Source organism: Methylomonas koyamae (assembly GCF_019669905.1).
In the GTDB taxonomy this organism is placed as follows: domain Bacteria; phylum Pseudomonadota; class Gammaproteobacteria; order Methylococcales; family Methylomonadaceae; genus Methylomonas; species Methylomonas koyamae.
On the sequence record NZ_AP019777.1, the window covers coordinates 3634922 to 3660279 of the forward strand.

General features: G+C 60.2%; 20 protein-coding genes. 8 read left to right on the forward strand and 12 right to left on the reverse strand.

Annotation, left to right across the window (positions count from 1 at the left end):
- Window positions 1–129: 129 nt before the first annotated feature.
- The 4 genes from MKFW12EY_RS16290 to MKFW12EY_RS16305 all read right to left on the reverse strand — a co-directional run bounded on the left by MKFW12EY_RS16290 (window position 130) and on the right by MKFW12EY_RS16305 (window position 6011).
- A complete protein-coding gene (locus MKFW12EY_RS16290) occupies window positions 130–3195 on the reverse strand; it encodes a DUF3857 domain-containing protein (protein ID WP_221053379.1) in 3066 nt (1021 codons plus the stop codon).
- A gap of 272 nt (window positions 3196–3467) precedes the next feature.
- On the reverse strand, window positions 3468–4250 hold the full coding sequence (gene blaOXA, locus MKFW12EY_RS16295) for a class D beta-lactamase (protein WP_425334045.1): 783 nt from the start codon (window positions 4248–4250) through the stop codon (window positions 3468–3470).
- A 59-nt stretch (window positions 4251–4309) separates the two neighbouring features.
- Window positions 4310–4828, reverse strand: a complete 519-nt coding sequence (locus MKFW12EY_RS16300; protein WP_054763645.1) for an REP-associated tyrosine transposase — start codon at window positions 4826–4828, stop codon at window positions 4310–4312.
- Between the two features lie 637 nt (window positions 4829–5465).
- Window positions 5466–6011 carry a uracil-DNA glycosylase gene (locus MKFW12EY_RS16305; RefSeq protein ID WP_054761211.1) on the reverse strand — a complete coding sequence of 182 codons (546 nt, stop codon included), beginning with the start codon at window positions 6009–6011 and terminating at the stop codon, window positions 5466–5468.
- A gap of 157 nt (window positions 6012–6168) precedes the next feature.
- Here MKFW12EY_RS16305 and MKFW12EY_RS16310 point away from each other — a divergent pair, with 157 nt between their 5' ends.
- From MKFW12EY_RS16310 to bfr, 3 genes are all read left to right on the forward strand, one after another.
- The gene (locus tag MKFW12EY_RS16310; RefSeq protein WP_221053381.1) at window positions 6169–6321 is read left to right on the forward strand and encodes a hypothetical protein; all 153 of its coding nucleotides are present in this window, start codon (window positions 6169–6171) and stop codon (window positions 6319–6321) included.
- A gap of 55 nt (window positions 6322–6376) precedes the next feature.
- Window positions 6377–7360 (forward strand): CobW family GTP-binding protein, encoded by a 984-nt coding sequence (locus MKFW12EY_RS16315; protein ID WP_245006336.1) that lies wholly within the window; start codon window positions 6377–6379, stop codon window positions 7358–7360.
- A 109-nt stretch (window positions 7361–7469) separates the two neighbouring features.
- Window positions 7470–7937, forward strand: coding sequence for a bacterioferritin (bfr, locus tag MKFW12EY_RS16320; RefSeq protein WP_054761208.1), 468 nt, complete (start codon window positions 7470–7472; stop codon window positions 7935–7937).
- 130 nt (window positions 7938–8067) lie between these two features.
- On the opposite strand, the gene MKFW12EY_RS16325 is transcribed toward bfr, so the two are convergent.
- The 3 genes from MKFW12EY_RS16325 to MKFW12EY_RS16335 form a co-directional block, all read right to left on the reverse strand.
- Window positions 8068–12282 carry a PAS domain S-box protein gene (locus MKFW12EY_RS16325; protein WP_221053382.1) on the reverse strand — a complete coding sequence of 1405 codons (4215 nt, stop codon included), beginning with the start codon at window positions 12280–12282 and terminating at the stop codon, window positions 8068–8070.
- A 167-nt stretch (window positions 12283–12449) separates the two neighbouring features.
- Window positions 12450–13394: an ATP-binding response regulator gene (locus MKFW12EY_RS16330; protein ID WP_221053383.1), complete on the reverse strand. Its 945-nt coding sequence runs from the start codon at window positions 13392–13394 to the stop codon at window positions 12450–12452.
- A gap of 4 nt (window positions 13395–13398) precedes the next feature.
- A complete protein-coding gene (locus tag MKFW12EY_RS16335) occupies window positions 13399–14499 on the reverse strand; it encodes a response regulator (protein WP_221053384.1) in 1101 nt (366 codons plus the stop codon).
- Between the two features lie 281 nt (window positions 14500–14780).
- On the opposite strand from MKFW12EY_RS16335, the gene tgt reads away from it, so the two are divergent.
- Complete coding sequence (gene tgt, locus MKFW12EY_RS16340) at window positions 14781–15893, forward strand: tRNA guanosine(34) transglycosylase Tgt (protein WP_221053385.1); 1113 nt, start codon at window positions 14781–14783, stop codon at window positions 15891–15893.
- A 9-nt stretch (window positions 15894–15902) separates the two neighbouring features.
- On the opposite strand, the gene lpxB is transcribed toward tgt, so the two are convergent.
- The 5 genes from lpxB to MKFW12EY_RS16365 form a co-directional block, all read right to left on the reverse strand.
- Window positions 15903–17057, reverse strand: coding sequence for a lipid-A-disaccharide synthase (gene lpxB / locus MKFW12EY_RS16345; protein ID WP_221053386.1), 1155 nt, complete (start codon window positions 17055–17057; stop codon window positions 15903–15905).
- 51 nt (window positions 17058–17108) lie between these two features.
- Complete coding sequence (locus MKFW12EY_RS16350; RefSeq protein ID WP_054761191.1) at window positions 17109–18206, reverse strand: DegT/DnrJ/EryC1/StrS family aminotransferase; 1098 nt, start codon at window positions 18204–18206, stop codon at window positions 17109–17111.
- A 12-nt stretch (window positions 18207–18218) separates the two neighbouring features.
- On the reverse strand, window positions 18219–19157 hold the full coding sequence (locus tag MKFW12EY_RS16355) for a Gfo/Idh/MocA family protein (protein WP_221053387.1): 939 nt from the start codon (window positions 19155–19157) through the stop codon (window positions 18219–18221).
- 442 nt (window positions 19158–19599) lie between these two features.
- Window positions 19600–21858 (reverse strand): heavy metal translocating P-type ATPase, encoded by a 2259-nt coding sequence (locus tag MKFW12EY_RS16360; RefSeq protein WP_245006337.1) that lies wholly within the window; start codon window positions 21856–21858, stop codon window positions 19600–19602.
- Window positions 21859–21904: 46 nt separating this feature from the next.
- Complete coding sequence (locus MKFW12EY_RS16365) at window positions 21905–22114, reverse strand: heavy-metal-associated domain-containing protein (protein ID WP_064026687.1); 210 nt, start codon at window positions 22112–22114, stop codon at window positions 21905–21907.
- Between the two features lie 119 nt (window positions 22115–22233).
- Here MKFW12EY_RS16365 and MKFW12EY_RS16370 point away from each other — a divergent pair, with 119 nt between their 5' ends.
- From MKFW12EY_RS16370 to mutM, 4 genes are read left to right on the forward strand one after another with little or no spacing between them, the layout of a single operon-like run.
- Complete coding sequence (locus tag MKFW12EY_RS16370) at window positions 22234–23439, forward strand: EAL and HDOD domain-containing protein (protein ID WP_064022421.1); 1206 nt, start codon at window positions 22234–22236, stop codon at window positions 23437–23439.
- Between the two features lie 27 nt (window positions 23440–23466).
- A complete protein-coding gene (locus tag MKFW12EY_RS16375) occupies window positions 23467–23904 on the forward strand; it encodes a rhodanese-like domain-containing protein (RefSeq protein ID WP_054761190.1) in 438 nt (145 codons plus the stop codon).
- 1 nt (window position 23905) lies between these two features.
- Window positions 23906–24529 (forward strand): high frequency lysogenization protein HflD, encoded by a 624-nt coding sequence (gene hflD / locus MKFW12EY_RS16380; RefSeq protein ID WP_054761188.1) that lies wholly within the window; start codon window positions 23906–23908, stop codon window positions 24527–24529.
- 9 nt (window positions 24530–24538) lie between these two features.
- Window positions 24539–25354 (forward strand): bifunctional DNA-formamidopyrimidine glycosylase/DNA-(apurinic or apyrimidinic site) lyase, encoded by an 816-nt coding sequence (mutM, locus tag MKFW12EY_RS16385; protein WP_221053388.1) that lies wholly within the window; start codon window positions 24539–24541, stop codon window positions 25352–25354.
- Window positions 25355–25358: the final 4 nt, after the last annotated feature.

The window sequence follows — 25358 nt, forward strand, 5'->3', positions numbered from 1 at the left end:
CATCGCGCCGGTAGCCACCGCCACAGGTTATGCCGCGATTCAGGCTGGGATATTGTCAAAAACGACGGCAGATCCCCGGCTTTCCCGGCCGGGGCGACGTGCGTTTGTAAAATCGATAACACTGTTCCCTCACCTCACCAACGTCGCCCGCTGTTCGTCGGTCATCAGGCGGGCGGCTTGCTGGCGGGCTTCGGCGGCGTTGGTATCGCCCAGTGCGTCCAGCACTACCGAGTAATTCAACCACAGGTTGCCGTGGGCCGGAAACTTATGGGTGGCGGCTTCCAGCAGGCTTTGCGCCTCCCGGTCGCGGCCGGTTCGATGCAGGAAAAAGCCGTAGCTCGACACCGCATCCGGATTGTCCGGCGCCAGTTCCACCCACTCTTTAAACGCCGGTTCGGCGCGCAGATTGTCGTTGGCCATCGCCGCGGCCGTGGCCAACGCGGCGGCGGCCATCGGTTGTCGCGGAAATTTTTCGCTGACGCCGATGGCAACCGCCAAAGCCTCGGCATGGCGGCCGCTTTCGATCAAGGCCCTGACGTGCTTATAGGCCAAGTACGGGTCGCCCGGTTCGCGCTCGCTGGCGCGCCGCGCCGGTTCGATTGCCCGTTCCGGCCGGCCGGTCACCGAGAAATAGCGCGCCAAGGCGCCCTCCAACGCCGCGCTGGAAACCGGCTGCGAAGCGATCACGCCGGTGATCAGGCTGTCGCCGCGTTCCCGCTCGCCCGCCAACCACAACAAACGCGCCAGGCTATATAAGGCTTCCGGTTCCGCCGGATGGCGCGACAACACCGTTTCCCAGGCCGCCCGCGCGTTGCCGAATTCGCCTGTGCGCTCCGAAACCCGGGCCAGATCGGCATAGACCCGCTCCGGCGCGCCGGCTTGGCCGGCCAAGCGTTTCAACAATTCCAGCGCCTGGGGCAGTTGGCCGCGCGCTTCGAATAACGCCGCCTGCAACTGCTCCGGCAAGATTTCGCCCGTGCGCAGGATACGCGCCTGTGCCAACGCCTGTTCCGCTTCGGCGAAATGGCCGGTGCGGATCGAGGCTTCGCTAAACATGATCTGAAAATCGAAATTGTTGCGGTAATTGGGCTGCACGGCGGCGGCCAGACTGTAGGCCTGGGAGAATTCGCTGCGTTTAACGTGCTCGAACGCTTTGGAGCCCGCCGCTTCTATGCCGCCGGCCTCGCGGACGATACGGTTATTGCCGGCGTTGCCGAGCCAGCCGGCCGCCAAGCCGCCGACCACAGCCAGCACCGGAAACAGGCGCAGCGCGACGGCCACCGGTTTGAAGGCCGGGGTGTGCACCAAAGCCCCGGCCCGTTCTAGCGCCGCCGCCCGTTGTTGGCAGTATTCCGGCCATTGTTCCGCCGCAATCTCCGCCGCGGTGCTTTCCCAACGGTAGTCGAAGCGGACTTCGCGCCGTCGCGACCGGACATCGACCCGGTAACGAAACCCCGGCCCTTCGTGGCTAAGCGCACCCGCTTTCAGTTTTTTCACCGCTTTGCCGCGGACGACGACGCTGTGGCAAACCCGCAGCGGATGGCGCAATTGGAAAGGCTGCGCGCGCTGTTGATGCGGATCGATGGTTTCCACGGCCAGAAACAAGCCGTGGGCACCGTAGCTGAAAAAGTCCGGCGGCTTGCGCCCGGCCTGGCCCCAGGTCGGCAACGAATGGCGGCTACGCAATTCGATCCGGTTACCGTCGCTGTCGTCGCCGATCTGCATGCTTTCGGGATTCGGCAGCAATGCCGGAAAATTCTGCTGCAACGCGTCGGCCCGCTGTTTGGCGAACTGGCGCTGGCCTTGGTTCAGGATGGCCGCGCGGATGTCGTCTGCCAACCAACCGCTGGCCTCCAGCACCTGATCGACGGCGCCGTCACGGCATTTCCGATCCAGTGTGAAGGTTTCGGTCAGCGTCAGTTCGGCCAGCGCCGGTGGCGGCAACTCCAGCAAGGCATCGGTTGCCGGGTCGATCTGCAAACCGGCACCGAACGGCGGCGCGGCCAAACGCTCCAGATCGCCGCCCTGGCCGACCACGGTCGGATCGGCGAAATAACGTTGGCCGTCCAGCTCGAACCCGACAATGACGTGGTTGAAACAGGCCGTGGACGGCATCAGCCGTTGAATGCCGTCGCGCCAGCCGCTGGCGACCAATACCGGCCACGCCGCGATGCCCAACTCGCGCAGCAAGGCCGCCAGCAAAATCGATTTATCCTTGCAGTCGCCGAAGCGCCGCCGCAATACCGTACCGGCCCCGTTCGGCAACATGCCGGCGCCGTGGCCGAAATCGACGCTTAAGTAGCGAATGTCGTTTTGGACGAAACGCAACGCGGCCACTATGGCCGCGGCGCGGGTTTTGCCGTCGGCCAAGCGTTGCGCTTCGGCGGCGACGCTTTCGGCCGCGTCGGTTGCCGCATCGGCCCAAAGCTCGGCGAAAAAGCGGGCGACCTGGCCCCAGGTTTGCCAGCAAGTCGCTTCCAGTACCGGAAACGGCCAATGGCCGCCCGGCACGTTGCCCTCCGCCTGAAACATCGGCGGCCGGTCGTAGCGCCAACTCACGCCATCGGCTTCGCTAGTCTCGACCGGTACGGCCGCGCCATCCGGCGTATGCAAGCGCCAGCGCAAGTCGCAGCCGGAAGCTCCGGTCAAGGCCAAACAGTAAGTTGCCACCGGTACGCTCCAAGCCAGAAAATGCAACGCGGTGAACAACAGGCCCGGCAGCGGTTCGCGCGGCAGCAGCGTCCAGGACAGGTCGATCACGTCGCCGACCCGCACGTCTTCCAGCAAAGCCACCAGCGACACGTAGCCCTTCAGCATTTGCTGTTCGAATTGCTGCTCGCGCTGGCGAAGCAAAAACGCCTCTTTCGCCACCGGCTCGCGCTTTTGCCAGGCGCCCTCCGCGCTCATGCGCCAAATCGCCAATTCGTGGAGTTGTAAACGCTGGGCGGCCGGATCGAACTCGACTACTACCTGGCTTTGGGTTTGCACCGCCGATAACGAGGTCAGCATCTTCACGGTGCGCACATACAGCGCCTGGCTTGTCACATGGTGTTGTTCGTCGATCAGCAAAAAACCGAAACCCTGGCCCTCGCCGGGCCGCCAGGCCCAATCCACGGAGCGTTTCCGCACCCACTCGGCCGGCGGCTGTACCGACCATTCCGCTTGCTCGATCGGCACGTGTACGCGTATCGACATGAAATTCCTCTTCTCGTTATTTTTTCCAATGGGGACGTTTGCTCGGGCCGGCAAACTCTTGGCGGATAACGCCAAGCAACGCGGCCGGTCGCGGCGGAGCTCAGCATGCGGCGAAAGCGGTCTAGAGTCAATCGTCGGCGCCGCGGCTGTTCAGGTACGATGGTTTACGGCTATGACCTCCCGGCTTCAGGCGATGCCAGCCGGTTTCAACAATCAACGGTACGACAAACCGCTCGCCAATCGCTCCGGGGTTTCGCTAGCGTAGTCGGGGCCTAACCGAAGATACCTTTAACCGCCAACGCCTCGCGGGCCAGCTTCTGCCGCAGCGCTAAATCGTCTTTGCCGCGCACATCGATGTTGAGCGCAAACAACCAGACCTCGGCCTGGGTCTCGACGTAACCGACGTACCAGCCAACTTGGGGATTGGCGCGCGCCGCCCAGCCGGTCTTGGCCCGTAGCGCATAAGCGGGGGTTTGTTCGGCCAGCATGATGTCGCGCAGGGTGTCGTAAGCGAATTCATCGAACGGCAGCGAGCGCCTGACCAGTTTGCGCAGGAATTCGACCTGCTCCGCCGCGCTGATCTGCAACGAACCGTCCAGCCAGAATTCCGTCAACGCAAACGGTTCGCGCAATTCGCCGTACTCGGTTTGCTGCAGATAGCGGCGATAGGCATCGGCGCCGATTCGCCGCGCCAACTCCTGGTAACACCAGACGCAGGACACCTTGAACGCCGAAGCCAGGGTCTGGTCGCGGTTCCAATCCGGAAAGTCGTGGATTTGTCCATCCCAGTGCAAACTTTCGTCTTTGCCGGCAATGGCCCGTTCCTGCAACGCAATCAGCGTGTTCAGGATTTTAAAAGTGGAAGCGACCGGCAAACGCCGGTTGGCGCGGGCATCGTTATGGACGAAACTCCGGCCGGTGCGTAGCGACGAGATCACCACTGTGCCCTCCAGGCCGCGGTCGGCAAACAGCTTCGCCAACGCCGGGTCTTCGGCGCGAGCCGGCCCGGCTGCGGAAACCGCAAGCAGCAGAATGGCAAGGCAGGATTTGATTATTGGGTTCGGCATGATGTCAGTGAGTTTTGGTGAGCGGGAACCGTTAGTACGTCGCCGGCTTATTCGCAGTCGAAATCGGCGCTAGCCGGGACACCGGCATTGCCCCAATGCAACGGATACTCACCGCCGGCGACGAAACGACGGAAGGAACTGTGCGGCCAGTTCGCTGGGGAGTCCGTTAAACCGTGCTTGACCGGATTGTAATGAATGTAATCCAGGTGGCGCTGAAAATCGGCTTCGTCGCGAATGCAATGTTCGAAAAAACGCGGTTGCCAGACGGTTTTGGCAGCGTCCGCGTTAACTTCGGTCGTCATGCTGCGGGAAAAGTCGGTCTTAATCATTTGCCAGCGCACCGAATAATTTGCATCGCCTTCCGGCAATTGCCAGATGCAATGCAAATGGTCCGGCAACACCACCTCGGCGGTTAATTCGAACGGCCGCTTGGCTTTCACAGCTTTAAACGCCTGCCGCAGCCGCGCCACATTTCGTCCGTCGGCGAAAATCGCTTGCCGGCGGTAAGTCACCACCGTGAAAAAATAACAACCGCCGGGAATGTAAACGCGTCGGTAATCGCTCATCGCTTTCAAGATGTCGGAGGGATTAAACCAATTCAAACAATGTAGGCCGGAATAAGCGTAGCGTTTCCGGCAATTTAACCGGTATGAATCGTTGGGTTGCACCGCCCAGGAAAATGGGCGGAGAGCAACAGACCGCCACCGTCATTTCATTCGTGGCCCACGTCGGCGAGTCGCGAGTAAACCGCTAGGGTTGCCGGTCGATTTAAAGCTTGCCGGAAAGATTAAACCAATTCAAACAATGTAGGCCGGAATAAGCGCAGCGTTTCCGGCGATTTAACCGGCATGAATCGTTTTGCGTTGTACCGCCTCGGAAAATGAGAGAAGAACAACAGACCGCCACCGTCATTTCATTCGTGGCCCACTTCGGCGAGTCGCGAGTAAACCGCTGGAGTTGCCGGTCGATTTAAAGCTTGCCGGAAGGATTAAACCAATTCAAACAATGTAGGCCGGAATAAGCGCAGCGTTTCCGGCAATTTAACCGGTATGAATCGTTGCGTTGCGCCGCCCCGGAAAATGGGCGGAGAACAACAGTCCGCCGCCTTCATTTCATTCGTGGCCCACTTCGGCGAGTCGCGAGTAAACCGCTAGGGTTGCCGGTCGATTTAAAGCTTGCCGGAAACGCTGCGCTTATTCCGGCCTACATTTTCGTCGCCTTGAGGAACCGAAATAGCTCAACATTCTCTTCCGCCGCCTTTGAATTGCTGTTCATGACTCGCATCGACGGGTGGTGGCAACTTACTATGCGTGCCGCCGTTAGCCGCGATAGAAAAATGTGCGCCCTGCGGGCGGCGGCGCCAACCAATACAATAATCTTCAGGTTTGGCATTGCCTCCAACACAAGCGGAAGGTATTTCATCCCTTCTCTCACATCGTCTCCGTCTGCCGCTCGAATTGCCGTCCCAGCGCTATTCCCGAGATACCAAGGCACTATGTTCCAAATTGCTATTTCATCCCTGTCGATACCCGCTACCGCCAACTCTCTCCCAAATTCCCTCGCAGACGGATCTGGATTATCAAATGAAATTCGCCCAGTCTGAACGGCTTTGGGGCCAGGAGCTTCCAACAGGAACAGATATTCGGCGTTTTCGTTCCCGTTGCTCGGATCAAAGCTGGGGACTTCTTTCCCAAGGTGTTTATCCGCCTTGATGCGCTCAACTATTTCGGCAAACGTCACGTTCTTCATATCCACATCTAATTAAAAAATTCCGCATATCATCCATTCCAAGCCGATATTCAGCTCTACCCAATTCTAACAAACATATTCACCCTCCATAAATCCCGCCAAACGCCACCCCATCCCCAAACCGCCTTATAATCCGGCCAAAATCCCGGAGACCAGCATGCTCAAACACGCCAACGCCCGGCAAGACCACTTTCCGGAATTCGCCGGTTGCCGGGATGCGGTGGTGGCGCAGTTGATGGAGGCGGCGACGCTGCCGGCCGGGCAGCCGGTGTTTTATCCGGGCAAGGCGTGCGAGAACTATTTAATGTAGCGCCGGCCGCCCTATTACTCAGCGACAAAGTCACCAAGCTCGGAACCGACACCGTTTGATTAAGCCCACCCAAAAACCCAGCCTGCCCCAAATCCCGGTGATATTGCTCACCGGCTTCCTCGGTAGCGGCAAGACCACGCTGTTGAACCGCCTGCTGGCGGACGGCGTGAAAACCGCGGTGGTCATCAACGAATTCGGTGCAGAGCCGGTCGACCAGGATTTGCTGCAGCGCCAGGACACGCCGTTGACGGTGCTGTCCGGCGGTTGCCTGTGCTGCCAGGTGAAAGGCGCGCTGGCGCCGACGTTGAAAAACTTGCGCATGGCCTGGGATGCCGCGGCCGACAAACCGTTCGAACGCGTCGTCATCGAAACCAGCGGCGTCGCCAGCCCGGAGCCGATTCTGGATACGCTGCTGCGCGAGCGCTGGCTGGCCGGGCGTTACCGGCTGCAGGCGGTGTTGACGACGCTGGCGATTCCGGCGGCACTCGATCAGTTGGATCGTTTCCCGGAGGCCGCGGCGCAGGTGGCATGGGCGGACCGTTTACTGTTGACGCATGCCGATCTGGCCGACGTCGGGCAACAAACCGCGCTGGCCCGGCGTCTACAGCAGTTAGCCCCGGCCACCCCGAGCGACCTGCTGCGTCCCGATGCGGCGATGCCATCCGACCTGTGCAGCGGCAACGTCAGAAGTTTTCGGCTGCTGCCCGCTGACGCAAAGCCGACGCACGAGTTCCGCAGCCTGTCGCTGCGCTTAACACAACCGCCGGCCTGGACCCAATTGGAAGCGGCGCTGTTGGCGCTGCTGGCCGGCCACCCCCAATTGCTGCGCATCAAAGGCGTGGTTTATCTCGCCGACCGAACCGAACCGGTGGCGATACAGGCGGCCGGGCAACGCTTGTATCCGCCCGCCGCATTGCCGCCGCGCCACGAAGGCGACCTTTACGGGCGCTTGGTGTTTATCGTCAGCGGCACTAGCGACGCGCTGGCCGCGGATTTGGCAACCGCCTTCGGCAGCGGGGCCGATATCCGCGCGTCATAGTAGCTCGTTGCGGAACCCCGGCAATGCCACGAAAACCGGATACGGGGCTAGGTTATTTGTATTACCATAGCAGGCAGCCAATTTACGGACTTTCAGCGGGAGGCAGACTATGCAAGGCGACAAACAAGTCATCGCTTATTTGAACGAATTACTGGCCGGCGAATTGACGGCCATCGACCAATATTTCATCCATTCGCGGATGTACCAAAACTGGGGTTTGGACAAGCTGTACGAACGCATCAGCCACGAAGTCCAGGACGAAACCAACCACGCCGACGCGCTGATCAAGCGGATTCTGTTTCTGGAAGGCACGCCGGATCTGTCCAAGCGCGAACCGCTAGCGGTGGGTGCCACGGTGCCGGAGATGTTGCAAAACGATCTGGCCGTCGAACTGAAAGTGGTGGCCGATTTGCGCAAAGTGATGGCTTATTGCGAAAGCGTGCGCGACTACCAGACCCGCGAGATTTTGAAAGTGATGCTGGACGATACCGAAATCGACCATGCCCACTGGCTGGAAAAACAATTGAGCTTGATCGAAATGGTCGGCTTGGAAAACTATTTGCAATCGCAAATTTAGCGATACTCCGACAAAATCGATTCCGTCCGCGGCGAGCTTGCCCAACCGCGGACGGCAGCTTCAGATTAGCCGCCGTCCCGCGCCGGCCGCAGAATTACCTCCAAACTCCCGCCAACCAACATCGGTCGACTCAGTCGCATCCGCTTGCCGGCGGCGGAGCCGACTCGCCGTCCGGCCCGGCCAGATTGCCGATCCGGTCCAGCAACGCCAGCGCCGCAACGAAATCGAATCCGTCGATCCGGCGGCTGAACTCGGCGTAATCGGCACCCAACGCCGCAGCCAGCGTCGCCGCATAATCCCTGGCCAAACGGCAGGCCAGCGCATTGTCCTCGGCCAGCAAATTCCGCAGTTCGGCAATAGCGGCTTCGGCCCGTGCGCCGCTAACGGCATCCGTAGCCGACGCCAGTTCGGCGTCGCCCAAGACTGCAATGCCGGCCAGCAGCGGACCCAGTTCGTCTTCGCACAATTGCACCAATTCCAGGCAGGCACTTAGTTCGCGTTCATCGTGCAAGGCGCAGTCCAACTTGCCGGCGGCGGCGGCCAGGCCGAAAGCTCCCAATGTCGCGGCGACGCCTTTCAAAGCATGCGCCAAGGCCCGGGCATCGCTTTGCCGGTGTTCCAGCAAGGCATTGACGACCCGCTTCATGTCGTCGCGGTGAGACTGCTCGAACATGCGCAACAAGCGCCGGTATTTGGCGAGATCGCCTTTAACCAGCGCCAGCCCTTGCGCACTATTCAAGCCGGCGATTGCAATCGGCGCGGCGGCAATGTTAGCGGCAACCGGCCGCGCCGGCGGCGGCAAAACCGGTTGCGCCGCAGGTTTCTGCCGGCCGCCGCGCTGCAGCCAATCCAACAATGCCCGGTACAAATCCTCGGGTACCACAGGCTTGACGACGAACCCGTTCATGCCGGCATTCAGGCACGTTTGGCGGTCGTCGTCGAATACATTCGCCGTCATCGCCAATATCGGCAAGCCCGCGTATTCGGCATTTTCCCGGATCAAACGGGTCGCTTCCAGCCCGTCCATTTCCGGCATTTGCACATCCATCAACACCAGATCGTATGGCTCGGCCAAGACTTTTTCGACCGCAATCCGACCGTTGGCGGCGGTCGCCACGGCCAATCCGACGCCGTGCAGCAATTCCATTGCCACTTCGCGGTTGATCGGATTGTCCTCCACCAACAAGATGCGAGCCCCCGAATGCGTGCGCCGCAACTCGAATTCCGCGTCGCTGTTTTTGGCGGCGGCATACTCGGCCACGCCATGCCCGCGTTGCAAGCGCACCGTAAACCAAAAACGGCTGCCTTGGCCGATGCGGCTGTCGGCGCCGGCATCGCCCCCCATCATCCGCGCCAGGCGCCGGGTGATGGCCAGCCCCAGGCCGGTACCGCCGTATTTGCGGGTGGTCGTGACATCGGCCTGGGCGAACACTTCGAACAGCATCGGCATTTTGTCCTGTTCAATCCCGATCCCGGAATCTTCGACCGCAAAACGCACCGTCAAGCCGTCTTCGCCCTCCTGCAGCAATTCGGCCGACAGCCGGATTTCGCCGCGTTCGGTAAATTTCACGGCATTGCTGGCGTAATTCAAGATGGCCTGGCGCAAGCGGGTCGGGTCGCCGCGCAACCATTCCGGCACGTCGCCCTGCACCAACGTTATCTGCAAGCCTTTGCTGCGGGCCTGGTCGGCCACCAGCGAGCGGACGTGGTCCAGCAAGGCCGACAACGAAAAATCGGTATGTTCCAATTCCAGGCGGCCGGCTTCGATTTTCGACAAATCCAGAATATCGTTGATTACCGCCAGCAAATGCTGGGCCGCGCTATCGATCTTGTCCAACCGGTCTCTCTGCTCCGCACTGACCTGGCTTTGCCGTAACAGATAGGTCAGGCCGATGATGGCATTCATCGGCGTGCGGATTTCATGGCTCATGTTGGCCAAAAACGCGGTTTTGGCCTGGTTGGCGGCGTCGGCTTGGGCCCTGGCGGCCGCCAACTCGGCGGTACGGCTGGCCACCAGCTCTTCCAAATGGTGGCGGTGTCGGTCCAGCTCGGCGCCGATCCGCTTCTTCTCGGTGATGTCTTCCTGCACCGCGACGAAGTGGGTAATGCGGCCGGCCTGGCGGATCGGAATCACGCTGGCGAATTCGGTGTACTCGCCGCCGTGTTTGCCGCGGTTGCTGAATTCGCCTTTCCAGACCCGGCCCTCGCTCAGGGTTTGCCACATTGCCCGGTAAGTCTCCGGCGGCGTTTTCCCGGATTGCAGAATCCGCGGATTGGCACCCAACACCTCTTCGCGGCTGTAACCGGTTAGCTCGACGAAAGCTTGATTGACGTACTCGATGTTGCCGTCGGCATCGGTCACCAGAATGCTGGACGGGTTTTGTTCGACCACCTGCACCAGCTTAATCAATTCCTGTTCCGACTTTTTCCTGGCGGTGATGTCCAGATTGATACCGAACAAGCGCACCGGATTGCCGTCCGCATCGTATTGGGCCTGGCCCCGGCTGACCATCCAGCGCAGTTCGCCGGAGCTGTGCCGGAAACGGAATTCGACCTCGATCGGCAGCCGCTGCAGCACGCGTTCCCGCCATTGCGCCTCGATCAGCGGCTGGTCGTCCGGATACACCAGCGCCAGCCAGTCGGCGTTACTGCGCAAGCCGCCCGGCTCCAAGCCGTAAAGCCGGGCGCATTCCGGCGTCCAATAGCACAAGTCATTGACGATGTCCCAGTCCCAGATGCCGACTTGGGCGCCCTCCTGCGCCATCCGCAACCTCTGTTCGCTTTCGCGTAGCGCATTGCTGGCCTGTTCGGCAGTTTGCCGGGCCAGGACGGCTGCTTCCATCGATTTCATCGCCTCGGCCTGGGCCTGGTGCCGCTCCTGCTCGGCCCGCTTCCGCTCGGTAATATCGAACAGCACGGCCATGAAATCGCGGCCGACGATAATGCCGGAAATCTCGACGATTCGGACTTCGCCGTTCTTACAGGTTATCCGGTATTCGGCCGGCTCGATGTCGCCGCCGCTGGCGGCGGCCTTGGCCAACGCGGCACCCCAAGCCTGCATCACCCGGCGGCGGTAGTCCGGATCGGGATAAGCCAGCGGCCACCACGCATCCAGGGACGGCACTTCGCTCAGGTTGTAACCGAATGTCTCGAAAAAACGGGCATTGGCATCGACCAAATCGCCGTTGCCGGCAACGTAAGCCAACGCGATCGGCGCATCTTGAAACAACCGGCGAAACCGTTGTTCGCTTTGCTGCAACGCCATTTCGGCCAGTTTGCGCGCGGTGATGTCCTGCATCATGCCGTGCAAGCCGACAATCTCGCCGCCGGCACTGCGCAGCGCCTCGCCGCGGGCGATCAGCCACCGCCGTTGCCCGTCGCCGCCGACGATTTCGACATCGCATTGGTAGGATTCCATGTCGCTACGGCATTTATCGACTGCCGCCGCCAGCCGCTGCCAACTCTCGGCAGTAAAATAATTGCGCACTTCATCGGAATTGGCCGCCCCTTGTTGCGGGTCGCGGCCGAAAATCCGGTACAGGGCTTCCGACCAGACGATTTCGCCGGTCTCGAAATTCCAGCACCAGTTGCCGATACCGGCCAATTGCTGAGTGTCGCGCAGTGTCCGCTCGCTTTCCTGCGATACGTTATCCGCGCGTTTGCGGTCCTGAATGTCTTCGACCACGGCAAGAAAGCAAGCCGGCATATCGCCGGTTTGGCGGACTACCGATACCGTCCACTGAGACCACCGCTCATGCCCGGCTGTATCGACCAAGCGCTTTTCCGCCGCATATGCGGCAATGGTTCCCGCCAGCAAATCGTCGAATTCGCGGCGACTCAGCGGGTCATCGTCGGGGTGGGTTATTTCGGCGCAAGTCCGGCCGTTGAGTTCTGCCGAGCGATAGCCCGCCATTTCGCAGAAACGGCGATTCGATTGCAGGAAACGGCCGTCGCTATCCAGTAGCGCCATCCCAACCGCCGCCTGTTCGAACGCGGCGGCTTGGCTTGCGCCTCTTAGCCTACGCTGCAGCCGCTGCCGGATTGCGCCGGACAGGCTGGCCAGCAAACCGTTGCCGAGCAACAGCGCAACCGGCAACGCATCGAAATCCGTGCCGCCGAACAAGCCCGAATAGGCCGTAGCGGCGACAGCCGCCAAGGTCGCGGCCAAGCCCGGTCCCGGCCCACCCAGCACGGCGCTGGCGATAACCGGTAACAGCAGCAAGAGCGGTATGCGGTCCGGCTGTGCGCCGGCCGGCAAATAAAACGAGAGTGCGAAAAACGCCGCCACCGCCAATAAGGCCAGCAAATAGACTGCGACGGTCGAGCCAGAGTTAGAGCGCTGCATTCGAGTTCATTCTGAAACCACGCCAAGATTGGACGAATAAGTTTGGACCGGTCCGCCGTTGGCCTGATTCGGCATGGTTTCGGCGGCAGGCGGGAAAATTGCCGGCATCGTCAAATTCCACGCTACGGATATCCCCAAAAAGCCGCAGAAACGGCGCAGCCCAACGGCTAAGCCTGAGCTGCCACGGGTTTAACCGGGTTTAAGCCGACACTGTGTCCGCATAAGTTGAAACGGGCGATTACGGTATTGCCGTTGCCGAGATACTCCAAGCTGTCGAAACTCAAATGCCGCGCCATCGCGATGCCGCGGCCATGGATATCGAAAGCCCGCTCGGGGGAGAAATCCATGTATTCCGTCCAATCGAAACCGTCGCCCTGGTCGGAAATGGTAAAACTCAGTTCTCCCCGGCTGCGCCGGAAATCAACCTCGGCGAAGCGTTGGGAATATTCCGGCGCTGCCAGCCGGCGCTCGATTTCTTCGGCCCAGGTGCCGGCCAGCACGTAACGGCCTTTCTCGGCATAGCAGATGCCCAGGTTGCCGTGTTCGACGGCGTTGACCATCAACTCTTGCAACCCCTGCACCGCGCGCTCCGGCTCCGGGCAGGTGCGGGCCAAATGGGTCGCCAATACCCGGGCATCCTCCAGCGTCTGGAACCGGAAGCGGCCTTCCTGCATCAAGGCCAGCGGCCGTTCCGCACTGCGCAGGTTTTCCTGCATCCTATATTGTTCGTGGCGCTGCTCCAACGCGGCGTCGACGACCGCCAACAGCACTTCGGGCTGAAACGGTTTGGTCAGATAGTAATAAGCGCCCTGGTTCAACCCCTGCTGAATGCTGTTTTTGTCGCTGCGCGCGGTTTCGATGATCACCGGGATACCGGCCAGACTGCGGTCGGATTTGATCAAACGCAACAGCTCGATGCCATCCAGGCTGGGCAAGCCCCAATCCAGCAACACCAGATCGTAAGCGGCCGGCTCGGCTTGCAGTTTTTCCCAGGCGTGCATGCCGTTGCGGCAGACGTCGATCCGGTAACCTCGGTCCTGCAAGATGCTTTCGATCACAATCGATATGATTTCTTCGTCTTCGACCAACAGTACATTAGGGGACGTGATCATGCCGCTACCTCTGCGGAACATCGGGATGGTGGTGGGCAATAGCGCAGTAAACATCGAAATCGGCCAGAAAGGCATCGGCCATATCCGGATCGAAATACCTGCCGCGGCCCTCGGCAATGATAATTTTGACATCGGCCGGCGGCAAAGCCGGTTTGTAGACGCGCCTGGATATCAACGAATCGAACACGTCGGCAACGGCCATAATCCGCGCCGACACCGGAATCGCTTCGCCCGTCAGGCCGTCCGGGTAGCCGTTGCCGTCCCATTGTTCGTGGTGCCAATGGGCGATTTCCTTGGCCAAGGCCAGAAACTCGACGTTGCGGGTCGCATCGCGCTCGGCCATTTCTATCGCGTCGCGGCCCAGTTTGGCGTGGGTCTTCATGATCCGCCATTCTTCGACCGTCAGCGGCCCCGGCTTGCGCAGGATGGCATCGGGGATGCCGACTCTGCCGATGTCGTGCAACGGCGCCGAGCGGGTCAGCAATTCGACGTAATGGTCGCTCAATACTCCGGCGAACCGCGGCAACTTTTGCAGCGACTCGGCCAAATGTTGCACATAGGCCCGGATGCGCAGGATGTGGTTGCCGGTCTCCAGGTCGCGGATTTCCGCCAGGTGCGCCAGTGCCCGGACGCTGATTTTCTGGATCAACTCGTTTTCCTGCATTCTCCTGGCCACTTCCGCTTCCAGATAGGCGTTTTGGTCGCTGAGCCAGTCGCGGGTCTGCTTCAGTTCCAACTGGTTCCGCACCCGCGCCATCGCGATCTGCGGCAGAATCGGCTTGGTGATGTAATCCACCGCGCCGGCGTCGAGGCCGCGCAATTCCGATTCCACACTATCCGTCGCCGTGACGAAAATGACCGGAATTTTGCTCGTCTCCGGAGTGGCGCGCAGGTTTTCGAACACATCGTAACCGTCCATCTCCGGCATCATCGCATCCAGCAGAATCAAATCCGGATGCGGCCGGCTGGCCGCCACCTGCAATGCCCGCGCCCCCGTCGTCGCCACGCGTACCCGGTATTCAGGCTGTAACAATTCGCTGAGATCAGTTACGTTTTCCGGCGAATCGTCGACGACCAAGATGGTCTGCATTTTTTTGTCGTTCATATCCTGCTCATCGCGAAATACCGGATAGGCCAAACCGCCGAAAAACCAAACGTGCTATCGGATCAGGGCCGTGTAGGGCTGTTGCGGTTACGGCGGCAGAAGACGGCGAAACCTCGGTTCATGCCGCCTTTTTCAGGTTCCCGCCCGAAAAACTCCCCCGCCCCGTAGCGCGCGCCTAGATACTTTAGCCTATTTTGGCTTGCCCGCGAGCCAAGCCGGTCTGGCCTGAAGACGGAAAAGGCCGGATAATTGCCGGTTTTTTCGGAATTCGCCCAATCGACATGCAATTTACTTTGAAATCCGCCGACGGTTTCGCCCGCCGCGGCCAGTTGAGCTTTGCCCGCGGCGTGGTGGAAACGCCGATTTTCATGCCGGTAGGCACTTACGGCACAGTCAAGTCACTGACGCCGGAAGACCTGGAAACGCTGGGCGCGCAAATCATTCTGGGCAACACCTTCCATTTGCTGCTGCGGCCCGGCATGGACGTGATGAAAGCCCACGGCGACCTGCACGATTTCATGCGCTGGCAAAAGCCGATTCTGACCGATTCCGGCGGCTTTCAGGTGTTCAGCCTGGGTGCGTTGCGCAAGATCAGCGAGCAAGGCGTGACCTTCAAATCGCCGGTCAACGGCAGCAAGATCTTCATGGGGCCGGAAGAGTCGATGCAGGTGCAGCGGGATTTGGGCTCCGACATCGTCATGATTTTCGACGAATGCACGCCCTACCCGGCCACGTTTCAAGAAGCCGCCGATTCGATGCGGCTGTCGCTACGCTGGGCCGAGCGCAGCAAACGCGCCCACGAGGGCAACGATTCGGCCCTGTTCGGCATCGTCCAGGGCGGCATGTATCCGCAACTGCGGGAGGAGTCTATCGCCGGGCTGACCGGCATCGGCTTCGACGGCTACGCCATCGGCGGTTTGTCGGTCGGCGAACCCAAACATGAAATGCTGGCGACGCTGGACGCGATCCACCAGAAGATGCCGGCCGATAAACCGCGTTATCTGATGGGCGTCGGCACGCCGGAGGATTTGGTCGAGTCGGTGCGGCGCGGCATCGACATGTTCGATTGCGTGATGCCGACCCGCAACGCCCGCAACGGCCATTTGTTCACCCGCTACGGCACCATCAAAATCCGCAACCAGCAGTACCAGTTCGATACCCGGCCGCTGGACGAAAACTGCGCTTGCTATACCTGCCGCAATTACTCGCGCTCGTATTTGAAGCACTTGGACAAATGCAAGGAAATGCTGGGCTCGCGTTTGAACACGATCCACAACCTGCATTATTACTTGGAGTTGATGGCCGGCATCCGCGCCGCGATCGAGGCCGGCCGCTTCGCCCAATTCGCCGAAGAGTTTTACGCGTTGCGCGGCATGCGGCCGCCGGCCGCATAAGCCGGCAAATTAGCCGCCGCGCAACATTTCCAGCGCCAGCTCGGCCATGTTGCGCGAACCGCCGCCTTGGCCGAGCTGGCGCTTGACCTCGCCCAAGCCGCCGATGCAGCGTTCCCGATGTTGGCTGTCGTCGAGCAAACGCCGAATTTCCGCAGCCAGATTGTCCGCCGTCAATTGTTCCTGAATCAACTCCCGGACAATGCCTTTGCCGGCGATAATGTTAGGCAGGCCGATGAACGGAATTTTAACCAGGCGTTTGCCCAGCCAATAACTGAAGGCCGCCAAGCGATAGACGATCACCATCGGCACCTGCAGCAAAGCGATTTCCAGCGAGGCGGTACCGGACGTGGTCATCACCGCATCGCAGCATTGGATCGCATCGTACGGCCGGCCTTTGATGACCCGCACCGCAACTTGCGCCTGCGCCAAATGCGCGGCGAGTTCGGCATCCGCAATCGAATCCGCTTGCGGCAGCAGGAATTGCAGTTGCGGCCGCGCGGCAGCCAGTTTTTCGGCTGCGGCCAGCATCACCGGCAACATGCGCTTGATCTCATTGCCGCGGCTGCCCGGCAACAGGCCGACCACCGGCTGCGCCGGGTCCAGATTGAACAAGGCCAAAGCCTCGTCCCTGCCGAGCTGCGGCAGCACCTTGTCCACCGACGGATGGCCGACGTAGCGCACCGGCACGTTCTCGGCTTCGTAATAGCGGGTTTCGAACGGAAAGATTACCGCCATCATATCGATGGCCTTGCCGTAAGTCTTGACCCGCCCCGGCCGCCAGGCCCAGACCTGCGGGCTGACGTAAAACAGCACTTTGACGCCCCGGCGTTTGGCGAACCGCGCCAGTTTCAAGTTGAATTCCTTGTAATCGACGCAGACCAGCAAGTCCGGCTTTTCGTCGACGACAATCCGTTTCAGCGCGGCCAGCGCCCGGCGGATTTCGCCGTAATGCTTCAGGATTTCCACCAAACCGATCACGCCGATACCGGACGAATCGACCCGAATGTCGATGCCGGCCTGGCGCATTTTGAGGCCGCCCATGCCCAGTCCTTTAATGCCGGGGCAAAGCTGTTGCATCTCGGCGAACATGTGGGCGGCGTGTTGGTCGCCGGAGGATTCGCCGGCGCTGAACAGCACCGTGTAGGAGGCTTGGGAATCGGTCATGGTGGGCGGCAGCGGGCCGCTCTGGGCGGCCCGCCCTGCATCGGTTGAAAGTTAGGCTTGAAATACGCCGCGGATCACGTCGGCGATTTTGCGGACGTTGTCGTCGCTCAGGTTGGCGCAGATCGGCAACGACATGCAGCGGGCCGCGACCGATTCGGTCACCGGCAACGACACGCCGGCACATTCGGCTTTAAACACGTTTTGTTGATGCAACGGCACCGGATAATAAATCGCGCTGGCGATCTGCTGCTGCTGCAAAGCTTGCATGACCTCTTCGCGGCGGTCGCACAACAAAGTGTATTGGTGGTAGACGTGGACGCCGATACCGTCCTCGTAAGGCGTGGTCAACGGCAGATCGGCCAGCAATTCGGAATACAAGTGCGCGGTATGGCGGCGGGCGGCGTTGTATTGGTCGATGCGCTTCAACTTGGCGCGCAACACCACGGCCTGCAACTCGTCCAACCGACTGTTGTAACCGACCACATCGTGGTAATAACGCACTTCCGAGCCGTGGTTGCGGTATTGCTTGACCTTGGCCGCGGTGGCGTCGGAATCGGTCGTGACTAGACCGCCGTCGCCGAAGCAGCCCAGATTCTTGCTGGGAAAGAAACTGAAGCCGGCGGCGTCGCCGAAACTGCCGGTCTGCTTGTTGTAAACCGTGGCGCCGAAGGATTGGGCGCAGTCTTCGATCAGCTTCAAACCGTGCTTGTCGCAGATCGCTTTGATCGCCGGCAAGTCGACCGGCTGGCCGAACAGATGCACCGGCATTACCGCCTTGGTTTTTGCGGTGATGGCTTTTTCGATGTTTTCCGGCGTGATGTTGAAGGTACCCGGATCGATATCGACGAATACCGGCGTCGCGCCGACGTATTTGATCGCTTCGGCGGTGGCGATGAAGGTAAACGCACTGGTGATGACTTCGTCGCCGGCGCCGATGCCCTCGGCCAGCAAGGCCAGATGCAAGGCGTCGGTGCCCGAGGCGCAACCGATGGCGTGTTTGACGCCCAGGTATTCGGCCGCCTCTTTCTCGAACGCTTGCACGTTCGGCCCCAGAATGAACGCGCAATTGTTCAGCGTTTCGCCGAAACCGCTGACGATTTCATCTTGAATTTCCGCATACTGCGCTTGCAAATTGACCATCGGGATCATAGTGGCCGCCCTTTAGCGATGGGTTAAGAATTTGGTGATTTCGATCGCGGTCGCCAGCGCCTTGCGGCCGGCTTCGCCGGGAACCAGCGGATTTTCGCCGGTTTGGATGCAATTGACAAAATGTTTGATTTCTTCCAACAGCGCGTCGCCGCTCTCGAAAGTCAATTCCTCGGTGACGATTTCCGGAATGCCCGGAAACATCTCCTTGTCGCCGGTTTTATGCTTGACCAGCACCCGGTTCTGAAAATCGACCGAGACGTAGGAGCTGGGGCGGAACATGCGCATCTTGCGCTCCATTTTCATGCTGATCCGGCTGGCGGTGACGTTGGCGACGCAGCCGTTTTTAAAGGTGATGCGGGCGTTGGCGATATCGGTGCCCTGGGTCAATACCGCAGTGCCGCTGGCGTCGATTTTTTCGATCTCGGAATTGACCAAGGCCAGAATGATGTCGATGTCGTGAATCATCAGATCCAGCACCACGCTGACGTCGTTAGCGCGCGGGTTGAACGGCGACAAGCGGTGCGATTCGATGAACAGCGGTTTTTCTTCCAGCGTTTCCAGGCCGCGTACCGCCGGATTGAAACGCTCCAAATGGCCGACTTGCAGGATCACGTTTTTCTCTTTGGCGATGGCGATCAATTCGTCGGCTTCTTCGACCGTCACGGTAATCGGCTTTTCCACCAGCACGTGGCAGCCGGCCTGCAGAAAATCCTTGGATACGCTGTGGTGGTAGCTGGTGGGTACCACGATGCTGACCGCGTCGACCTGGCCGAGCAAGGCATGGTAATCGGTCAAAGCCTGGGTGCCGTGCTTTTCGGCGACCTGGCGCGCCGCCTCTTCGTTGATATCGACGACGGCCACCAGTTCGCAGTTTTTTAGCGATGCATATTTTTCCGCATGAAACTTCCCCAAATATCCGGCGCCGATCACGGCACATTTCAATTTACTCATAGACGACCTAAGCACGATTCGCGGTTTCCCGGCCTTTGACCACACGCTGCCGGGCATAAAAAGCCGGCCATTGTATCACCAGAATGGGGCGCGAATAAGCGGCATACCAAACTGCGGCCGCTTTCTCTTGTATTGCCGGCAAACACATCGAACCTTGGCTGTCGACACCGACGGTGCAGCCTGTTTCTTACATGCCTAAAACGGATGTTGCCGTCGAAACGTATACCTTTTTTAGCGGTATTAACAAGCGGCTCTGGAAGATGCAGCCCGCGGTAAAGCCGACTGGATTTGATTTCAAACACTAATGCGAACATAGCCCAACGCATTTACTCCCCTCTTTGAAAAAGAGGGGGCGGGGAGATTATTTACCCCCTCCCATCCCCATCCTGTTCCCAGGCTATTCGTGCTCCGAGGCTACTTTTAAGCTATTGGGGCGAGATCCTTAACCGCCACTGTCCAATTTGATCCAGCGCAACCGGTTGGCGTTGCTGACCACCGTGACCGACGACATCGCCATCGCTGCACCGGCGATCATCGGATTCAACAAAATGCCGAACAAGGGGTACAACAAGCCGGCCGCCACCGGAATGCCGATGGTGTTGTAGATAAAGGCGCCGAACAGGTTCTGCTGGATATTGGCGACGGTCAATTGCGACAGCGCGATCGCCTCCGGAATTTTCAGCAAGGAACCTTGCAACAGGACGATGTCGGCGCTTTCGATTGCCACGTCGGTACCGGCACCCATCGCAAAACCGACATTGGCCTGGGCCAGGGCCGGCGCATCGTTGATACCGTCGCCGACCATACCCACCAGCTCGCCCTGCTGCTGTAAGGTCTTGACCGTTTCGGCCTTATCCTGCGGCAACACCTGGGCGCGAAATTCGGTTATACCGGCCTGGGCGGCGATGGCCTTGGCGGTGATTTCGTTATCGCCGGTCACCATCAGCACCCGCACGCCGCGCCGTTTCAGTTCGCGCACCGCCTGAGCCGAGTCGGGTTTGATCGGGTCGGCCACCGACACCACGCCGACCACGGCCTGATCGACCGCCAGCATCATCGGCGTCTGGCCTTTTCCGGCCAACTCGGCCATCTTGTCCCGGCACACGCCGGTATCGATGCCGTGCTCGGCCATCAGCGCGGCATTGCCGAACAGCCATTGCCGGTCGCCGATGCGGCCGGTAACGCCGTGCCCGGCCACGGCCTGAAACCGGCGAACTTTTTCCAAAGCCAGTCCGCGTTGTTCGGCAGCCGCCAAAATCGCCGCGGCCAGCGGGTGCTCGGAACCGGATTCCAGACTGGCGGCGAACTGCAGCACTTGGCTGCCGTTATAGTCGCCGAACGCCAGCACTTCGGCCAAGGCCGGCTTGCCGGCGGTTACCGTGCCGGTCTTATCCAGTATCAGACAGGTCAATTTACCGGCCGTCTGCAGGGCCTCGCCCTTGCGGATCAAAATTCCGATCTGCGCCGCGCGGCCGACGGCGACCATCACCGAAATCGGCGTCGCCAAACCCAAAGCGCAGGGGCAAGCGATTACCAAGACCGTCATCGAAGTGACGAAGGCATATCCGAAAGCCGGATCCGGCCCTACCGCCCACCAGACCAGGAAGGTAAATACCGAAACCGCAACGACCGCCGGCACAAATACCGCAGAAATTTTATCGGCCAGTTTGGCAATGGCCGGCTTGCTGTTTTGCGCCTGGCGCACGCTCTGAATGATATGCGCCAGGGCGGTATCGCGGCCGATATGGGTGGCCGTGAACAAAAAACTGCCTTGGCCATTGATCGAACCGGCGGCGACGCTGGCGCCGACGTTTTTCTCGACCGGCATCGATTCGCCGGTCAGCATCGATTCGTCGACGCTGGAATGGCCTTCCGCGACCGTGCCATCGACCGCGATCTTTTCGCCCGGCCTTACCCGCAGCGTCTCGCCCAAACCGACCTCCTCGATCGGCACGTCGATCTCTTTGCCGTCGCGCACGACTCTGGCCGTGCGCGGTTGCAAGCCGATCAAGGCTCTGATCGCCGCCGAAGTCTTGCCGCGGGCACGGGTCTCCAAGGCGCTGCCCAGATTGATGAAGGCCAGAATCACGGCCGAGGCTTCGAAATAAGCGTGGGCCGACAGCGGCGGCAATTGTGCGGAATAATCGATGACGATGCAGGAATAAAACCAGGCCGAACCGGTGCCCAACGCAATCAGGGTATCCATGTTGGCCTGCTTCACGGCCAGCAGTTTCAATGCGCTATGAAAAAAATGGCCGCCGGAGTAATACAGTACCGCCAGAGTCAGCAGCGCGACTTCGGACCAAAACACCGTACCGGCTGCGGTGCCCATCGCCGGGAACAGGTCGATATGGGCGCCCAGCATCAGCGGCAGACCCAACGCGCCGGCGACCCCGGCTTTACGCATCAAATCGCGGTAACGCTGTTCTTCCTGGGCCTCCTCTTCCGCCGGGTCTTCCAAGCCTTCCATCACCGCCGCGTCGTAACCGGCGTCTTTCAAGGCCTGCTTCATTGCCTGTCGGTCCGGATCGCCGACCACCGTCGCGGAATGGTCGGCAAAGTTGACCGCGACCGAAGCCACGCCCGGCACGCCTTGCAAGGCGGTTTCGACGGCGCTGACGCAACCGGCACAGCGCATGCCCAATATCGATAGGCGTATCTCCCGGGTTTGGCTGATTTCTGGGTGTTGGGCGTCTGTCATGCTGCCTCCTCGAGCGCCGGCAGCGTCGCCTGCTGCCAGTAGAAAATTATTCGACCTTGAAACCGGCGTCGACGATGGTGTCTTCGATCTCGTCAAGACTGGTCTGGTCCGGATCGAATTCGACGCCTACCTGCTTGTCCTGGTGCGATGCCTTGACCGATTTGACGCCGGGCAGAGCCGAAACCTTGCTGACGATGGTATTTTCGCAACCGCCGCATTTCATACCGGTGACGGTTAACGTTGCTGATTCAGACATTGTTCCTCCTGTAGTTGGTAAAGACGCGTCCAGCCTCAATCTCGACTAAATCTCGGCTTACGTGATATAAGGCGCGACGTAGCAGCATCATAGTGCAATGATCGGGAGCCCGTAAATAAATGACAGATTTTCTGATTGGCCGGCAACAGATACTGGACCGGCAACTGAATACCTTCGCTTACGAAATTCTGTTCCGCGGCACCGATTTCGACCTCAACTTGAAAGATGGGGCCGCCAACGCCACCAAACAAGTCATCAGCGACACGCTACTGGAAATCGGCCTGAACGACTTGGTCGGCCCGCACAAGGCCTTTATCAACTTCACGACCCAGAATATTCTGGATAAAGTGCCGTTGCATCTGCCGAAAGACCGCATCGTGGTCGAAGTGCTGGAGAGCGTGGCGGTCGACGCCGAGATCGTCGCCAACTTGCGGGAACTGTCGCAACTCGGCTACACGCTGGCGCTGGACGACTTCGTGCTGGCACCGGAATGGCTGCCGCTGCTCGAATTCGCCGACATTATCAAGATAGATGTGATGGCCGACACGCTGGAGGCGACCCGCACACTGATAGACCAGCTTCGACCGTATAACCTGACCTTGCTGGCGGAAAAAGTCGAAACCCACAGCCAGTTCGAAACCCTGCGCGATTGGGGTTGCCAGTTATTCCAGGGTTTTTTCTTCAGCAAACCCAATCTGGTGGAAGGCAAACGCCTCGGCGTCAGCCAGACCGCAACCTTGCAATTGCTGGCCACGGTCAATAAACCCGATGTCAGTTTCGCCGAAATCAGCGGTATCATCTCGCAGGACGTCAGCATGAGTTTCAAGTTGCTGCACTACCTGAACTCGGCGTTTTTCGCGCTGCCGCAGAAAATCGAGTCGATCCAGCACGCCGTGGTCTGTTTGGGCCTGGTCGAAATCAAGCGCTGGATCAACATCCTGACCTTGTCGGCGTTGTCGGACAAGCCGTCGTCGGTGCTGCAGAACGTGCTGATCCGGGCCAAAATGTGCGAACTGCTGGCCAAGGAAGCCAAAGACGACAGCGAACATTATTTCTTGATCGGCATGCTGTCCGGCCTGGACAGCCTGATGGATTCGCCTTTGCCGAAATTGCTGGAACAATTGCCGCTGGCGCAGGAAATCAACGACGCCGTGCTGCACCATCGCGGCCCCGCCGGCGAAGCGTTAAAATTCTGCATCGCGTACGAACGCTGGGAACCCGGCCTGAGCGCTTACCGCAACATCGCGCCGGAGCGCATCGCCAACATTTATTTGGAAAGCATCGACTGGTGGGCGACCCACATATCGCCGTTACTGGCCGGATAACACTTCATTGACTGGTATGTATCGACTATGAAACGCAAATTACCCCTGTTCTGCCTGGCCGCGTTATTGTCGGCCAGCCTGCACGCCGCCGAACTCGGCGAACTCGACACCGAACAACTCGGCGCGATGCAACAAAACCAAAGCGCGCTGGTGGTAGACATCCGCACGCCGCAGGAATGGCAGGCCACCGGCCTGATTCCGGGCAGCCACAAGCTGCAATCGTTCGATGCCGACGGTAAATTCGACCAGGAAAAATGGCTGGCCGACCTGGAGAAATTGAAAACTTCGCCCGACCAACCGGTGGTTCTGGTGTGCCGCTCCGGCAACCGCAGCGCCAAAGTCGGCAAAATGCTGAGCGAACAGCCCGGCATAGCCAAGGTTTACCATTTGAACAACGGCATCCAGTCCTGGATCCGTTCCGGCCGGCCGGTAGCGCCGGATTGCCTAGCCAGCGCCTGCAACTGATATGGCGCTGTACACGCTCACCAATCAGACCATCGCGCTGGCCGGCATCGCCCAGACCTGTTCGCTGGTACAGCAACTGGCGACGGCCGGCGCCTGCCAAAGCACCGCTTTGGAAGCCAGCATCGGCAGCCTGTTGAAAATAGACTCGGATAGCGTCGCCGATGTATACGGCGGTCTGGCCGGCGTCCGCCACGGCCTGGAGCAATTGCAGACCCAATTGGGCAGCAGGGCCTTGGCCAATCCGGAACAAGCCCGCTATGCCGCGCAACTGGTCTACCTGCAAAAGCGGCTGGCCGGCAAGCCGGAGATGTTGGACAGCATCCGGGCCGGAGTCGGCCGGGCCCAGGCCCAGGCCGAGCATTTCGGCGTATTGCACGAAAACGTACTGGCCAATCTGGCCGACGTTTACCACAGCACGATCAGCACGCTGCAGCCGCGGATCATGGTCCAGGGCGATCCGCAGCATTTGGGCAACCAAGGCACCGTCAACAAAATTCGCGCCGTGCTGCTGGCCGGCATCCGTTCCGCTCACCTCTGGCGCCAGTGCGGCGGTAGCCGCTGGAAATTGTTGTTGGCCCGGCAGAAAATCCGCCACGAAGCCCAATTCCTGTTAACCCAAATCTGAAGCGCCGCGATGCCGGAATTACCCGAGGTCGAAACCAGCCGGCGCGGCATCGCGCCGCATATTCTGGGCAAAACGTTCAAGGCGGTCGAGGTACGCGAGCCGCGCTTGCGCTGGCCGGTTGCGGCCGAAATCGGTGCGGTTCTGCCCGGCCAAACTCTGCGCTCGGTCGAGCGCCGCGGCAAATACCTGTTGCTCGGCGCCGAAACCGGAACGCTGATTCTGCATCTGGGCATGTCCGGTAATTTGCGGATCACGGCGCCCGACCAGTTGCCCGGCAAACACGACCACGTCGATTTCGTATTTGCCGACGATACGGTGTTGAGATTCAACGACCAGCGCAAATTCGGCGCGGCGCTGTGGACTTCTGCCGATCCGCTGCAGCACCCGCTGCTGGCGGAGCTGGGGCCTGAGCCGTTATCGGCCGAATTCGACGCGGCATATTTGCAACGGCGCGCCGGCCAACGCTCAGCGTGCATCAAGAGCCTGATCATGGACAGCCACATTGTGGTCGGCGTCGGCAATATTTACGCCAGCGAATCGTTATTTCTGGCCGGCGTGCTGCCGACACGCGCGGCCGGAAGTTTGCAAACGGCAGAGTTCGAACGTCTGGCGGCCGCGATCAAAACCGTACTGGGCAAAGCCATCGAACAAGGCGGCACCACGCTGCGCGACTTTACCAACGCCGAGGGCAAACCCGGCTATTTCAAGCAGGCATTGGCCGTCTACGGCCGCGGTGGCGAACCCTGCCGAACCTGCGCCGAACCGGTCCGGCATTTGAAAATCGGCCAACGCGCCAGTTATTACTGCGGCCGCTGCCAGCGCTGAGCTT